Source organism: Candidatus Collinsella stercoripullorum (assembly GCF_027669965.1).
Lineage (GTDB): Bacteria > Actinomycetota > Coriobacteriia > Coriobacteriales > Coriobacteriaceae > Collinsella > Collinsella stercoripullorum.
Window position 1 is genome coordinate 21,753 of the sequence record NZ_JAQECM010000004.1, and the last position, 13,936, is coordinate 35,688.

14 protein-coding genes and 1 tRNA gene are annotated in these 13,936 nt (G+C 64.6%); 14 read left to right on the forward strand and 1 reads right to left on the reverse strand.

The annotated features are described in order from the left end of the window. Positions 1 to 18 precede the first annotated feature (18 nt). The 7 genes from PHA29_RS01885 (at position 19) to PHA29_RS01915 (ending at position 6,316) form a co-directional block, all read left to right on the forward strand. Entirely contained in the window at positions 19 to 1,269 is a 1,251-nt protein-coding gene (locus PHA29_RS01885) for an MFS transporter (protein WP_270847768.1), read from the forward strand. Positions 1,270 to 1,362: 93 nt separating this feature from the next. Beyond that, positions 1,363 to 1,941 (forward strand): QueT transporter family protein, encoded by a 579-nt coding sequence (locus PHA29_RS01890; protein ID WP_270403934.1) that lies wholly within the window; start codon positions 1,363 to 1,365, stop codon positions 1,939 to 1,941. Between the two features lie 64 nt (positions 1,942 to 2,005). Beyond that, entirely contained in the window at positions 2,006 to 3,205 is a 1,200-nt protein-coding gene (locus tag PHA29_RS01895) for a glycosyltransferase (RefSeq protein WP_270847769.1), read from the forward strand. Next, positions 3,190 to 4,578 carry a histidine kinase gene (locus PHA29_RS01900; RefSeq protein ID WP_270403936.1) on the forward strand — a complete coding sequence of 463 codons (1,389 nt, stop codon included), beginning with the start codon at positions 3,190 to 3,192 and terminating at the stop codon, positions 4,576 to 4,578. The genes PHA29_RS01895 and PHA29_RS01900 overlap by 16 nt, the downstream gene beginning before the upstream one ends. A gap of 72 nt (positions 4,579 to 4,650) precedes the next feature. After that, positions 4,651 to 5,367 carry a LytR/AlgR family response regulator transcription factor gene (locus PHA29_RS01905; RefSeq protein ID WP_270403937.1) on the forward strand — a complete coding sequence of 239 codons (717 nt, stop codon included), beginning with the start codon at positions 4,651 to 4,653 and terminating at the stop codon, positions 5,365 to 5,367. Between the two features lie 9 nt (positions 5,368 to 5,376). Continuing rightward, positions 5,377 to 5,841, forward strand: coding sequence for a metallophosphoesterase family protein (locus PHA29_RS01910; RefSeq protein ID WP_270403938.1), 465 nt, complete (start codon positions 5,377 to 5,379; stop codon positions 5,839 to 5,841). A gap of 397 nt (positions 5,842 to 6,238) precedes the next feature. Continuing rightward, positions 6,239 to 6,316: transfer RNA gene (locus PHA29_RS01915), tRNA-Asp, on the forward strand. A 386-nt stretch (positions 6,317 to 6,702) separates the two neighbouring features. Here PHA29_RS01915 and PHA29_RS01920 read toward each other — a convergent pair. After that, positions 6,703 to 7,815 carry an IS110 family RNA-guided transposase gene (locus tag PHA29_RS01920; protein ID WP_270847770.1) on the reverse strand — a complete coding sequence of 371 codons (1,113 nt, stop codon included), beginning with the start codon at positions 7,813 to 7,815 and terminating at the stop codon, positions 6,703 to 6,705. 541 nt (positions 7,816 to 8,356) lie between these two features. On the opposite strand from PHA29_RS01920, the gene PHA29_RS01925 reads away from it, so the two are divergent. The 7 genes from PHA29_RS01925 (at position 8,357) to PHA29_RS01955 (ending at position 13,920) form a co-directional block, all read left to right on the forward strand. Beyond that, the gene (locus tag PHA29_RS01925) at positions 8,357 to 8,785 is read left to right on the forward strand and encodes a PTS sugar transporter subunit IIA (RefSeq protein WP_066828592.1); all 429 of its coding nucleotides are present in this window, start codon (positions 8,357 to 8,359) and stop codon (positions 8,783 to 8,785) included. Between the two features lie 21 nt (positions 8,786 to 8,806). Then, on the forward strand, positions 8,807 to 9,268 hold the full coding sequence (locus PHA29_RS01930; protein WP_270847771.1) for a PTS sugar transporter subunit IIB: 462 nt from the start codon (positions 8,807 to 8,809) through the stop codon (positions 9,266 to 9,268). Positions 9,269 to 9,418: 150 nt separating this feature from the next. After that, on the forward strand, positions 9,419 to 10,279 hold the full coding sequence (locus PHA29_RS01935; RefSeq protein WP_270847773.1) for a class II fructose-bisphosphate aldolase: 861 nt from the start codon (positions 9,419 to 9,421) through the stop codon (positions 10,277 to 10,279). 26 nt (positions 10,280 to 10,305) lie between these two features. After that, positions 10,306 to 11,139 (forward strand): sugar phosphate isomerase/epimerase family protein, encoded by an 834-nt coding sequence (locus tag PHA29_RS01940; protein ID WP_066828588.1) that lies wholly within the window; start codon positions 10,306 to 10,308, stop codon positions 11,137 to 11,139. Then, positions 11,139 to 11,912, forward strand: a complete 774-nt coding sequence (locus PHA29_RS01945) for a PTS mannose/fructose/sorbose/N-acetylgalactosamine transporter subunit IIC (RefSeq protein ID WP_270847775.1) — start codon at positions 11,139 to 11,141, stop codon at positions 11,910 to 11,912. The genes PHA29_RS01940 and PHA29_RS01945 overlap by 1 nt, the downstream gene beginning before the upstream one ends. Beyond that, a complete protein-coding gene (locus PHA29_RS01950) occupies positions 11,902 to 12,741 on the forward strand; it encodes a PTS system mannose/fructose/sorbose family transporter subunit IID (RefSeq protein WP_270847777.1) in 840 nt (279 codons plus the stop codon). The genes PHA29_RS01945 and PHA29_RS01950 overlap by 11 nt, the downstream gene beginning before the upstream one ends. Positions 12,742 to 12,744: 3 nt before the next feature. Then, a complete protein-coding gene (locus PHA29_RS01955) occupies positions 12,745 to 13,920 on the forward strand; it encodes a mannitol dehydrogenase family protein (protein ID WP_270847778.1) in 1,176 nt (391 codons plus the stop codon). Positions 13,921 to 13,936: the final 16 nt, after the last annotated feature.

The window sequence follows — 13,936 nt, forward strand, 5'->3', positions numbered from 1 at the left end:
GACTGGGAGGGGAATGCGATGAGATACACCGCGATGGAGCGCAACTGGGTCATGTACGACGTCGGCAACTCGGCGCTCGTGCTGCTCAACACCTCCGTGGTGCCCATCTACTTCGACGCCATCAACACCGGGGCGTCCTCGGCGGAGCTCGTGACCGCATGGGCGAACGCCCAGACCGTCGCGTCCCTCGTGGTCGCCCTGCTGATGCCCATCCTGGGCTCGCTCGCGGATTTCGCGGGCAACAAGATCAAGTTCTTCCTGGGGTTCTTCCTGACCGGCCTCGTTTTGTGCCTGGCCCAGGCCATACCCATGGGGGCTATGCCCTTCCTCATCGTCTACGTGCTGTGCACGATCGGGCTCAACTCCTCCATGACGTTCTACGACGCCATGCTGCCCGACGTCACCACCGATGAGCGCATGGACAACGTGTCGAGCTCGGGCTACGCGTGGGGCTACATCGGCTCCTGCGCGCCCTTCATCGTCTGCATCGCCCTCATCATGCTCGGCCCCTCGGCGCTGGGGCTCGACATGATGCTCGCCACGCGCCTGTCCTTCGTCATCACCGGGGCCTGGTGGCTCGCCTTCACGATCCCGCTGCTGCGCACCTACCGCCAGCGCTTCGGCAAGGAGCTCGCGCCGGGCGAGACCATGACGTCCGAGGTCGCGCGCACCTTCCGGGGGCTCGCCGCGACCCTGCGCCGCATCGCCGGCGACCGCGCCCTGCTCCTCTACATGCTCGCCTTCTTCTTCTACATCGACGGCGTGCACACCGTCATCTCCATGTCCACCACCTACGGCACCTCGCTCGGCATCGACTCCACCCAGCTCATCCTCGCCCTGCTCGTCACGCAGTTCGTGGCCTTCCCCTCGGCGATCGCCTACGGCCGGCTCGCCGGACGCTTCGGCACCCTGCGCATGATCATCATCGCGGTCGTCGCCTACGTCTGCATCGTGCTGTTCGCCGCCTTCTTCCTGCAGACCGCCGCGGAGTTCTGGGTCCTGGCCATCGCCGTCGGCCTGTTCCAGGGCGGCATCCAGGCGCTTTCGCGCAGCTACTTCGGCAAGCTCATCCCCAAGGAGCGCGCCAACGAGTATTACGGTTTCTTCGATATCTTCGGTCGCTACGCGTCGGTGATGGGAACTCTGCTAGTATCTGTCGTGACATCGCTCACGGGGAATCCTTCTTTAGGAGTGCTTTCCATCGGGATCCTCTTGGTTGTGGGCCTTGTCATGCTAGTAAAGCTCTCCCGCATGAGGGGCGTCGCGTAAGGGCGGGCGCCGCCCATGGACACCGCGCCTTGTACGGAGGGCTTTGCTGCGACCAGTAAAGCCCTCCGATTCTCTAGAAGGTGACCGTACCAGATGAAATCCACCTACATCGCCCGCGCGGGCGTGATCGCCGCGGCTTACGCGGCGTGCACGCTCGTGACCATGCTCTTCCTGGGCAACCTCGCCTGGGGCCCCGTCCAGTTCCGGGTCTCCGAGGCGCTGTGCGCGCTGGCGCTCGTGACCCCCGCCGCCGTGCCCGGCCTCACCCTCGGCTGCGTCATCGCGAACGTGGCCAACATCGCGCTGTCCGGCACGGGTGCGCTCGGCCTGCTCGACGTGGCCTTCGGCTCGCTTGCGACCTTCCTGGGCGCGCTGTTCACCTGGAGGATGCGCCGCCATCCGCTCGCGGCGCTCGCCGGCCCGGTGCTCGCCAACGCCCTCATCGTGCCCGCCTACCTGCCCATCCTCCTCACGGGGGTGGGCTTCTACACCATCCCCTTCACGTCGATCTCGCTCGACGGCGCCTGGCCGCTCATGTACCTGTTCGGTCTGGTGACCACCGGCGCGGGCGAAGCGGTTATCATGTATGTGCTGGGGTACCCCCTGTACCGTTCGCTGGCCCGTACGCGCTTCGTGCAGCGTGAGCTCGCCGAGGTGGGTACAACCAACTGAGACGGTCGGGGATCGCGCGGGACCCCGCACCGTGGGCGAGCGCACGTGGGGGAAAGGGGCGTGTATGAATCCTGCGATCGTGATCCCCTCCTATTGGGCTGCGGACGCCGTGGACGCCCAGGCGCCGGGCGCCTACGACCACAGCACCGACCTGAACGCGCCCAAGCCCGAGCTCGATGCCTGCCTGGCCTCGCTCGAGCAGGTGCGCGACGTCTGCCGCGTCATCGTGCTCGTGGTGAGCCCTCCTTCGAGCGCGGACGCCGCGCGCGAGCGGGTCCGCGCCATCGCCCGCTCCCATCCCGCCCTCACCGTCACGGTCCTCACCGAGCGCGAGGCCGTCCGCATCCGCGACCGCGTGGACCGGATTGCCCCGCGCGCCCCGGGCGAGCCGGTGTCCCTGCGCGGATACGGGGCCATCCGCAACATGGGCCTCGCCGCCGCGAGCATCCTCGCCCACGACTGCGCGATCTTCCTGGACGACGACGAGATCGTGCTCGGTCCGGATTTCATGAAGAAGGCCCTGTACGCTCTGGGCCAGCAGACGCGCCAAGGGCTGCCGATCCTCGCCAAGAGCGGCTACTTCTACGACCGCGAGGGCTCGCCTCTGGCGGACACCTCGAAGGCCGATGCCACGCACCGCTGGTGGACCAAGCGCATCGAGTTCAACCGCTGGATGCGCCGGGCGCTCTCCGGCACGCGCATCTCGCGGTCGAACTACGTGTGCGGCGGCCTGTTCGCCCTGCACGCGCGCGCCTACATGCGCGTCGCCTTCGATCCCTGGATCACGCGCGGCGAGGACCTCGACTACCTGTTCAACATGCGCATGCACGGGCTGGACGTGTGGTTCGACAACGAGTGGGTGGTGCGCCACCTGCCGCCGCCGAGCGTCCACCGTGCGCCGCGCTTCATGCAGAACGTCTACCGCTGGTACTACGAGCGCGCCAAGCTCGCCTTCGCCGCGCGCCAGCACGACCTCGAGCCGGTCACCCCGGCGTCGCTCATGCCCTATCCCGGCCCTTGGTTCTCCAGCGAGCTCGACGAGCGCGTGCGCAAGACGGCGTTCGCCCGCATGATGCTCACCTCGGAGCGCGTGGGGTACGGGCGCATCTGGCGCCACGGGCGCGAGCTCGCCGAGCGCTACGCCGATGAGAACAAGTCCAAGTACATCCGATTCCAGAGTTTCTGGCCCAGCATCATGGACGGCCTGTGGAACGATGAGGAGCTGTCCGAGATGTTGGAGGAAGCCACATGCCGAGAAAACTGAAGAACCTGAGCGGCCGCATCGTGTCGCGCACCGGGGCCCTGCCGGGGTTCCGCCTGTTCGCCATCGTCTGCGCGCTCGGCTTCGTCGGCTACTGCGTGTACGCGCTCGCCGAGGGCTTCGACCCGGCGTCGGCGGTGATCGCCTGCGCGCTGCTGTTCGTGTTCCTCGTCGCCTTCATCTACCTGTGCCTGAACCCCGACTCGCTGCGCTCCCAGTACACCGAGCAGGCGCTCTCGACGGCGTCCGAGATGCTCGACATCATCAAGTCCGGCCTCGACCGCGAGAGCGCGGAGGCGATCTGCCGGCGCCTGCTGCCCGAGACGCGCGCCATGGCGATCGCCGTGACCGACGAGGAGCACGTGCTCGCCTGCGTGGGCGAGCTCGAGGTCGACTTCCCGCCCGGATCCCCCATCCACACGCCCGCTACGCGCTACGTGCTCGACCACGGGGTCGCCCAGTCCTTCACGCACATGGTCGACGTGCGCAGCGAGCGCACCGAGCACCGGGCGATCCCGGCGGGCATCATCGTCCCGCTCAAGGTGCGCGACAAGGCCGTGGGGACCCTCAAGTTCTACTACCGGCGCAGCCATGACGTGAACCGCACGCAGTACGCGCTCGCCTCCGGCTTCGCCGAGCTGCTGTCCACGCAGCTCGCCATCCACGAGCTCGAGCTGCAAGACGAGCTCACCGCCCGGGCGGAGCTGCGCGCCCTGCAGGCGCAGATCAACCCGCACTTCCTGTTCAACACCCTGAACACCATCGCGTCGCTCACGCGCACCGAGCCGCTGCGCGCCCGCGAGCTGCTGCGGGAGTTCTCCTCCTTCTACCGGGCCACGCTCGAGAACTCCGGCTCGCTGATCCCGGTCTCGCGCGAGGTGGCGCAGACGAGCCGCTACCTGGTGTTCGAGAAGGCCCGCTTCGGCGAGGACCGCATCCGTGAGCGCTTCGAGATCGCCCCGGACGCGCAGGACCTCCCGGTCCCGGCCTTCATCATCCAGCCGCTCGTGGAGAACGCCGTGCGCCACGGCATGACCGACGAGGGGCCGCTCACCATCGAGGTGTCGGTCTCGGTGCCGGAGCAGGGCTTCGTGCTCATCGAGGTGGCCGACGACGGCGCCGGCATGGACGAGCGGACCGCGGCGCGGCTGTTCTCCACGGGCTCCGACACGCCCGCGGAGCGCGCGGCGGCGGACCGCTCGGCGCCCTCCGGCGGTGGCGCGGGGGTCGCCATGCGCAACATCTCCGAGCGCATCGAGCGGTTCTACGGCCCCCGCTCGTCCATCTCGGTCGAGTCCGAGCCGGGCGGCGGCACCTCCATTCGGCTCAAGCTGGATTTGGAAAACAGCATTCTGGCCGAGAGAGATGTAGAATAGACGGCAGGCGTGCGCCGGCGAGGAACCCGCCGCGCCGCCATGCATGGACCTACGGGAAGGATTGTCACGCCTATGCTACGTGCGATGATCGTCGACGATGAGGCGCCTGCACGCTCCGAGCTGCGCTTCCTTTTGGAGCAGACGGGCAAGATGGGCTCGATCACCGAGGCGTCGAGCGTTCGCTCCGCCATCGAGATGCTGATGGAGGGCCGTGTCGACGTCGTGTTCCTGGACATCTCCATGCCGGGGGCGTCGGGCATCCAGCTCGCCGAGGCGCTCCGCAAGCTCAAGAACCCTCCCGCGGTGGTCTTCGTCACCGCGTACAGCGACCACGCGGTCGAGGCGTTCGAGGTGGACGCCGTCGACTACCTCCTCAAGCCCGTCGAGGAGGCGCGGCTCGACCAGGCGATCACCAAGGTGCTCGCGCGGGTGAAGCCGGTGGCCGAGAGCAAGGCGCCCATCGAGCGCATCCCCGTGGAGAAAGGCGGCCGCAAGGTCCTGATCCCGGTCGACCAGATCCGCTACATCATGGCCAAGGACGATTACTCCTGCATCTTCACGGAGGACGACCGCTACCTGTCCACGACCTCGCTCGCGCAGTTCGAGTCGAAGCTGGGCGATTTCGGCTTCTTCCGCGTGCACCGCCGCTACATCGTGAACCTCGCCTGCGTCGAGGACGTCGAGACGGCGGCTTCGGGGGCCATCCAGCTCGGGGTCACGGGCGTCGACGACCGGATCCCGGTGTCGCGCAGGCGGGTCGTGCCGCTCAAGAAGGCCCTCAACCTCTAGGGGAGGCCCATGAACCTCCGCGACGCGAAGCGCATCGACATCATCTCGGATACGCACGGGCACCTGTCCGACGCGCTTCTCGGTGCCCTTGAGGGCGCCGACCTCATCATCCACGCGGGCGACATCACATCCGAGGCCGATTACCACGAGCTCGCGACGATCGCGCCGCTGCGCGCCGTGCTGGGCAACAACGACTGGTACTACGATTACGGCCCCGAGGTCCAAGCGCTCGCGGGCTTCACGTTCGAGGGGCTCCGGTTCGCCGTGGCGCACTACCGCGAGGAGCTGCCCTCCCGCGGCGTCGACGTGGCGGTCTGCGGCCACACGCATCGGGCGCGCGCGGTGCGGCTGGGCGGCGGATGGCTGGTGAACCCCGGCTCGCCCACGTACCCCCGTGGCGGGCGCGGGGCCACGATGGCCCGGATGCTCGTCGCCGAGGGCAGCGTCCTGTCCGTGGAGATCATCGACCTGTAGGGGTTGCGAGACCGGGCGGCGTCCGTGGGCGCTCCCGGGGGCACCGGATCCGTTTTGACCTTCGAGCCGGCTCGGGTGGGCCGGCTTTTCCGTTCGGGGCGATCGGGGCGCGGGCGTGCTCCTGCGGGGGGGGTGCCGTGCCCGCGGGGGGCGTACACCGCAGAACCGCCAAAAGCTGCGGAGATCGGGTGGGCCCCGTGCTCGCAGGGGGCGTGATCCCTTGCGCTCGCGGGGCGCGACCGTGTGTCCTGCAGGGGGCCGGCCCCGTACCCCGCAGGGGGCCGCCCCCGTACCCCGCAGGGGGGGCCGAAAACTTTTTCAAAAAAGTTCTTGCGCACGCGAAGCGTCTCTGTGTATACTAGCTCTCGCAGCAGCGAAGCAATTCGAACAGCTGCCTGGGGAGTTAGCTCAGTTTGGTTAGAGCGCCGGCCTGTCACGTCGGAGGTCGCGGGTTCGAGCCCCGTACTTCCCGCCATCGCAAAGAACAGCCTATTCGGGAAACCGAGTAGGCTGTTTTGCTAATATGAGAAAGCCATTGTCAAGAGGCATGACGTCGCGGGTCCCGGGATTCCTTCCGGGACCCGCTCTCATTCCAGCCGGTCGGGCCCGCGCGGATGCTCGTTAGTCGTCGCTCGCCTGGCAAGCTAATATCCGCGGGCTCGATGGCGCGGCATGCGGTTCGATATGTCGCCGCGCGCTACCGCATTTCGATTCTCCGTCCGGGGCCGTCGTCTCGAAAAACCTTGGAGTCTGTGTCCTCGGGCGCGGCCGTCCGGCTGCCCATAAAAAGAGCCGTGAGCCGGCCCCGGCGATGCGTCGAAGCGCGGGCCCTCCCGGCGGGGAGGCGTATGTTCCCGGGCGCTACCCGAGCGTGCCCTCGGCGCGCCTGCCGATCTCCCAGACCCAGCAGGCGAGCTCGCGGGCGACGGCGACGTTGGCGACGCACGGGCGCTTCCCGGCGGCCCTCAGCGCCCCGTGGCGGCGCGCCAGCCGGGCGGTGGCGTCGTCCGCCCTGCCCTTGACCTGCGGGGCCACCTCGTACCCGGCGGGGGCCGCCTTGGGCCTCGGGGAGCACGACGCGTAGTGCCAGGCGGCCTCGACGAGCGCGCGCCTGGAGGCGGCGTTGCCGGTCTTGGTGATGCCGCCCCTCGCCTCCCTCTCGCCGCTCGAGTGCTCGGAGGGCGTGAGGCCGAGCCAGGAGGCGTAGGCGCCCGCCGTGGCGAACCGGGAGAAGCACCCGGCCTCGGTGGCCAGGCAGAAGGCGGTGACGGCGTCGATCCCCTTGATGCACGAGAGCGCGCCGACGACGGCGCGCCACCGGTCGGACCGGGCCTCGGAGAGCACCCGCCTCTCGAGGGCGCGCTTGTCCGACTCGGCGCAGCGGACGCAGGCGGCGTAGTGGTCGAACGCGGAGGCGGCCGCGGCGTCGTTCGGGCGCAGCCCCTCGGCCCATCTCCAGAAGGCCCTGGTCCATGCCCCCTTCCTCCGCCCGAGCGCGTCGACCTCGTCGAAGGCGTGCCCGCGCCTGAGCAGGAACTTGGAGAGGCGCTGCCGGGCGCGCCGGAGGTCCTCGCGCGCGTCGTCCAGCGCCCGCGACAGGTCGCGGGCGGACTCGGCCTCGAGGGGCGGGACCCAGACCTCCACGACGTTGCGCGCGGCGAGCAGGCGCGCCAGGAAGGCGGCGTCGCGCCTGTCGTTCTTGCGGCGCCTGTCGGCCGCCGGCCTCTGCATCTTCGAGACGGCGCCGACCACGCAGTCGACCCCCAGCGCCCTGAGCTCGCGGCAGAGGGCGAAGCCCGTCGGGCCGCTCTCGTAGACGGCCTTGGGGTCCTCGAACCCCTTGATCCAGGCGGCGATCTCGCCGGCGTCGGCGCCGAACGACCTCCGGGCCGCCTCCCCCGTGTAGAGGTTGAACGCGCAGGCGGCGACGGAGCGGGCGTGGACGTCGAGGCCGATGGAGGTAACATGGGACATGGGGAGCCTCCTCCCATGCGTGCGGTACGGCGGCACCGCAGGTTGACGATACACAGCCATTGTTCCCGCCCAGCCCGCGACCTTGTATGCCGCGGGGAGGCTTCCCGTCCGATGGCTTTCTCATATCGTCTATCGGGGGACCTGTTTGGCCCTGTTTGCCTTTCGAATCGATCGAAGTACTGTTCGGGGCGATTCTGTTTCAAGCGACCGGATATCCATCTCATCATCACGAGACGACACAGATGTTGTTTCGCTTTTCTTCTCGCTATCGCACCTGGTTGGTGGCGGCATCTATGGATGGGAAATGCCAACCGGGTACGTACAAGAGGGGCGCTTCGCCTCAATCAATCTTTCATGCCCGGCTCGTATGCCGCTCTCTTGCCGTTCGCTCTCGAAAAACTACCACTGACAGTTATCACAGACATATATAACGTACCAGATGTATATTACCTATTGACGACCAAGAAAGGCGGACGCGTGCCTCGTCGGCTGGTTGGCATCGTGGAATCAAAAGGCAACGCATGAAGGGAGGTGCAGAGGAATGGATAAGCGAATTATTGTTGCGACGCACGGCGGGTTCTCCGAAGGCATCTTGTCCTCGCTGCATATGGTTGCTGGCGATATCGGTCCTATCGAGTGCATCACGGCGTACGTTGACAAGGACGTTGATTACCAGGTTGAGTTCAGACGCATCGTATCCGAGCATGATTACTCCAAAGCCGAGCTGTTTGTGCTCACCGATGTTCTTGGAGGCTCGGTCAATAACGAGTTTATGCAGCTGCTCGCCGAGTATCCGTTTCACTTGATAACGGGTATCAACTTTGCATTGCTTCTCGAGATGAGCATGTGTCCAGTTGAAGAGCTGGTCGAATCTCTTCCCAGGATTGTGTCTGCGGCTCGTGAGCACATCGTGCTATGTGATACGTTGCTAGACAGAGGCGACGAAGAGGACGAGGGCAACAGCTTCTAGAACGTAGGGAGAGGGAGCGACATGATTAAGCTATTCCGTATCGACCACAGGCTTTTGCACGGCCAGGTCGCGTTCTCGTGGACGCGGAGCATCGGCGCCGATTGCATTTTGGTTGCTGATGATGAGGCGGCTACAGATAAGCTCAAGATGTCGACGTTGCGGCTCGCCAAGCCGCAGGGCATCAAGCTCGTGATCAAGAGCATCGAGGATAGCATCAAGGCGATCAAGAGCGGTGTTACGGACAAGTACAACCTGTTCATCGTGACCGGCAGCGTGGCGGATGCGAAGAAGATCTGCGATGCGATCCCTGAGATCAATAGCGTCAATCTGGGCGGCATCAAGAACCGTCCGGGTACGCGTCAGGTCGATCAAGCGATCTTCCTGCTCCCCGAGGAGGAAGAGATGCTGCACGAGCTCGCCGATCGCGGTATTGAGCTGGGGATCCAGCAGGTGCCCACAGAGAAAAAGACCATCTACAAGTAAGTAGATATGCAACAACGGCGTCCGCGAGCGGCTCGCGGACTCTTGAAGGCAAACCGCGTGTGAAAACAAAAGCGCGTGGCGATGGGTAGTCCTATCTCTTTTCCCTTCAAGAAGCCGATGAAATGCTTTCAGAGAAAGGGAGGCAAAGCAATGTTGGAACCGATGCATGTGCTCTTGCAGGAGGCCAAGAAGGGCCATTACGGCATTCCGGCTCCGAACGTATTCAGCCGGTTCACCATGGAGGCGTGCCTGCAGGCGGCCGACGAGATGAACGCCCCGGTTATTCTCGGTTGCCCGGGTGTCTTCGGTATCGAGGAGATGGGTGAGCTTGCTCGCTTTTACGAGCGTCGCTATCCGAACGTGCCCTTTGCGCTCAATCTGGATCACGGCGGCCCGTTCGAGCACCTGATCCGCGCCATCTGTGCTGGCTTCAGCTCCGTGATGGTCGACCGTTCCACGCTGCCGTATGAGCAAAATGTAGCCGAGTCGAAGGAAATCGTGAAGATTGCCCATGCGGTGGGCGTTTCGGTCGAGGCTGAGCTTGGCCACGTCGGTCAGGGCAACGAGTACGAGGAGACGCGCGATGCCGGTCTGACGCATCCCGACGAGGCCGCGTCGTTCGTGGAGGAGACGGGCGTCGACTGCCTGGCGGTGGCCGTGGGTACCTCCCACGGTGCCTATAAGGGCACGCCTCATCTTGAGTACGAGCTGTTGCAGACCATCGCTTCGAGTGTGGACGTCCCGCTCGTGCTCCACGGCGGGTCCGGTACGGGTGACGATCTGATTGCGCACGCCATCGAGTGCGGCATCCAGAAGGTCAATCTTTGGACCGACCTTTCCCAGGCTTCGAACCTGGCCATCAAGGATGTCATGGACGCCGACTATGCGCCCGATGTCGATCCGGACAAGAAGAAGATCAACGCGTGCCAGTATAACGAGATCGGCGCCGAAGCTTACAAGAAGGCCCTCATGCACTACATGGAGGTCTTTGGCTGCGTGAACAAGGCTTAGCAGCCCCTATTGGTTGAGGGTTCACGATGCTCCGTTTTCTTCCCACCAATCAGATCTGGCGTTACTGGTCGTTTGCCACCTTCTGTCATGATGTCTCGGCCGTCGGCGCTCTCGATGTCGATCTCTGGCTTTGCAATAACCACGTCAACATCGATGCATGGGATGTGTACAACCTCGACGAGGTGGCATCGAGCTGTTCCGAATCGGGTCTGCGGGTACGCACGCTGACTCCGGAACAGTCGAATCCCAAGGCATACAATCTGGCGTCGCTCGACAGGGCAACCCAGAGGCTCACGCTCGGCTATTACCGGAATATCGTGAAGCTCGGTCAGGTGCTCGGCACAAAGCGCATCTCGATCAACGGCGGCTGGACGCCGCTCGACTCGGACCGACAGAAAGCCCGCGAGGCCCTTGTGCTGGCTGTGCGACGGATTTGCGATATGGCGGCCGACGCGGGCATGACGGTTTCAATCGAGCCCCTCGTACGCCGTCCGTATCGACTCGTTTCGAGTCTCGAAGACGTTGCGGGCATTGTGGACGAGGTGGGGAGGACGAGCCTGACGGTCACGTTGGATACCGGGACTATCGTGCGAAACGGTGAGAGCTTGGCGGCTTGGCTTGATGCGTTCGGCTCCGATATCGGATACGTCCACCTCACCAACCTCAACCCATGTGACCCCGCCCATGTGGGATGGGGTGACCAGGCGGGTAGTCTCAATCCGGTAGAGATCCTGAAACAGCTGAAAGCAGGGGGCTATTCAGGGGACTGCGCGCTTGAGATGACGAAATCTTCGTACTTCGAGCATCCGTACGCGGTGCTCACAAGTTCACTAACCACCTTGAAGGGACGTGAATACTAGTGTTTGTTTCGGCATTGCTTGCTGGCCTGGTGGTAGGCCTGTGCAAGATGGATTACTTCTTCGGCTACTGCATGCTCAATAGGCCTATCGTCGAGGGAGCGCTGGTCGGCCTGGTGCTCGGCGACGTTGCTACAGGCACGATCATCGGTGCGACGCTCGAGATCGTCTTTCTGGGCTCGTTCCCCATCGGTGCGGCTGTTTCTCCCGATGGCGGTACGGCCGCCGGCATCTCCACCGCGTTCGCCATCCTGACAGGTGCGGGCGCCGGCATCGGCACGACGTTCGCGGTTCCGCTGGCCCTTATCGGCGGCTTCGCGTACGTGCTGTGCAAGTTCATCAACAACATCTTCGCCGAGGCCATGAAGTCTCAGCTCTCTCACGGAAACGATGGGGCCGCGCGAGCCCTGTTCTGGGCGGGCAGCTGGATCGGTACCTTCGGCCTGTACTTCCTCATCGGTTTCGCTGCCGTCTTCTTCGGGAGCACCGCTATGGAGGCGGCCGTGGCGGCTATTCCCACCAATGTCATCAACGCGCTCAACGCGGCCGGCAACCTCCTTCCCGCGGTCGGCTTCGGCTTGCTGCTCACCATGGTGATGGACAAGCAGCTCGCCCCGTGGTTCTTCGTGGGCTTCATCTTCACGGCCTACCTTGGCATGCCCACCATCGCGGTGACGCTTCTCGCCACTGCCGCCGTGCTGCTCATCATCAATGCGCGCGGTGAGAAGAACGCCAGCCTTTCGACGGTAGATATGGAGGACGACAATGAGTTCTAACGAGAAGCGGGGCGGCGCTCTTTCCAACAAGGATCTTGCCAACGTTTTCCGTCGCGCCATCCATCTGAACGGCATGAACGACTATCCCGGCCAGATGCACAGCGGATACACCAATGCCATGATCCCGGCGCTCAAGAAGATCTATAAGGATGACGACAAGAAGCTCGTCGATGCTTACGAGCGTCATATGAACGAGTACTTCAACGTCACTCCGTATGTAAGCGGTCTTCCCATGGGCGTGACGCTTGCCCTGGAGGAGCGGAACGCCCAAAGCGAGGATTTCGACACCTCGACCATCACCGGCGTGAAGACGGCGCTCATGGGACCGCTTTCCGCAGTGGGTGACACCATCTTCCATTCGACGCTGCGCGTTGTCGCGGTTTCGGTCGCGATCGACCTGTGCATGCAGGGCAGTTTCGCCGGCCCGGTGCTGTTCTTCCTGATCTTCAATATTCCTCAGGTCATCGCCCGCTGGTGGACGCTCAAGATGGGCTACACCATGGGCACGAGGTTCTTGGACGAGGCAGCGTCCTCGGGCATCATGGAGAAGATCTCCTATGCCGCAAGCGTTATCGGTCTGGCTGCCATCGGCGCCATGACGGCGACCAACGTCGCCCTGACCACCCCGATCACCTTCGGCGGTGCCGGCGACACCGATCCCACGGCGCTTCAGGCCCTGCTGGATGGCGTCATGCCCAAGATGCTGCCCCTGGCGCTCGTGCTGATCTGCTATGCGCTGCTGCGCAGCAAGAAGGTCGGTATGGTCCCGATGTTGTTTGGCATCCTCGCCATCGGCGTGGTCCTGTCCCTGCTCGGCATCATCGGCTAGTCCATGGGAATGGGGGTCGACAGCATGATTAAGGAAATCGCGATCCTCGGCGCTGGAAAGATCGGCCGCGGTGTCGTGGGACTCCTTTTTGCAAACGAGGGCTGGAAGCTGCATCTGTACGACAGGTACGTCGAGGGTATGCGCCAGCTCAAAGCCCAGGGTTATTACGATGCCCGTGTGACCGACGGGCACGCCATCGATGAGACGACGCGTATCGATGCGTTCGATATCGTGGATGCCACCGATGACGAGGACATCGTTGAGCTGCTCAGCGACAAGGTGGATATCGCCGCCTGCTGCGTGTACGAAGGTGCCTTCGAAAGCATCTCCCATGCGATGGCCCGAGCGATCCGCTGCCGCTGCGAGGCCGGTTGCGAGCGCCCGCTCAACATCTTGCTGTGCGTCAACGCGCTGGGTGCGCCCGCAAAGGTCCGCGGGTATATCGAGGCGGAGCTGACGGTTGACGAGCGCGCCTATTTCGACCGGATGGTCGGTGTGTGCCAGGTCATGGTGCTCGCCGCGGGCATGCCGAGCGAGCCGGGGGCAAATCCCTGGCAGGTCGTGGTGTCCGCCAACCCCGGCCTTGAGATCGATGCCGATGCGTGGGTGGGGCCGCGCATCGCAGTGGAGCACGTCTCGTATGTCCACGGCGCCCAAGGCCATATCTATCGCAAGGTCTATTGCGGCAACATGCTTCATGCGATGTCGGCGTTCATGGGCGTTCACCAGGGACTGCGCTACATCTGCGACTGCTACCGGGACCCGTGGATCCGCTCAAACATCACGGGGGCGTTCGACGAGGCACACGCGGCGATTCTTCAGGAGTACTCCTTCGATGAGGAGGAGGATGCGGAATGGGTCGCGTTCATCATGGCCAAGCTCGACGCCGACGTGAAGGATCCCGTCGACCGCGTGATGGCGGGCACGGCCGAGAAGCTCTCTCGGGAAAACCGTTTCGTCGGTCCTGCCCTTATGTGCGTGGAGCACGGCATCGTGCCGCTCTACCTTGCGCGCGGTATCGCATACGGGTTGCTCCGCTTGGCGGAAGAGCAGAACGAGGCCCTCGAGGACGATGAGGCGATCCGCTCGTTCGCGTGCAGGACGTGCGGCCTCAAGGATTCGGACTGGCTGGTGCTCGACCTTGTGGTGAAGCACGCGCGCGATATTCGGGTTCGATAGCAGCGTGCCTGCGTCG

Bases quoted from the DNA above. Each gene is read 5' to 3' on its own strand.
- PHA29_RS01955 (WP_270847778.1), top strand. From the start codon at position 12,745: ATGGGAATGGGGGTCGACAGCATGATTAAGGAAATCGCGATCCTCGGC.
- PHA29_RS01890 (WP_270403934.1), top strand. From the start codon at position 1,363: ATGAAATCCACCTACATCGCCCGCGCGGGCGTGATCGCCGCGGCTTAC.
- PHA29_RS01905 (WP_270403937.1), top strand. From the start codon at position 4,651: ATGCTACGTGCGATGATCGTCGACGATGAGGCGCCTGCACGCTCCGAG.
- PHA29_RS01910 (WP_270403938.1), top strand. From the start codon at position 5,377: ATGAACCTCCGCGACGCGAAGCGCATCGACATCATCTCGGATACGCAC.
- PHA29_RS01920 (WP_270847770.1), bottom strand. From the start codon at position 7,815: ATGTCCCATGTTACCTCCATCGGCCTCGACGTCCACGCCCGCTCCGTC.
- PHA29_RS01935 (WP_270847773.1), top strand. From the start codon at position 9,419: ATGTTGGAACCGATGCATGTGCTCTTGCAGGAGGCCAAGAAGGGCCAT.
- PHA29_RS01900 (WP_270403936.1), top strand. From the start codon at position 3,190: ATGCCGAGAAAACTGAAGAACCTGAGCGGCCGCATCGTGTCGCGCACC.
- PHA29_RS01895 (WP_270847769.1), top strand. From the start codon at position 2,006: ATGAATCCTGCGATCGTGATCCCCTCCTATTGGGCTGCGGACGCCGTG.
- PHA29_RS01940 (WP_066828588.1), top strand. From the start codon at position 10,306: ATGCTCCGTTTTCTTCCCACCAATCAGATCTGGCGTTACTGGTCGTTT.
- PHA29_RS01925 (WP_066828592.1), top strand. From the start codon at position 8,357: ATGGATAAGCGAATTATTGTTGCGACGCACGGCGGGTTCTCCGAAGGC.
- PHA29_RS01950 (WP_270847777.1), top strand. From the start codon at position 11,902: ATGAGTTCTAACGAGAAGCGGGGCGGCGCTCTTTCCAACAAGGATCTT.
- PHA29_RS01885 (WP_270847768.1), top strand. From the start codon at position 19: ATGAGATACACCGCGATGGAGCGCAACTGGGTCATGTACGACGTCGGC.
- PHA29_RS01930 (WP_270847771.1), top strand. From the start codon at position 8,807: ATGATTAAGCTATTCCGTATCGACCACAGGCTTTTGCACGGCCAGGTC.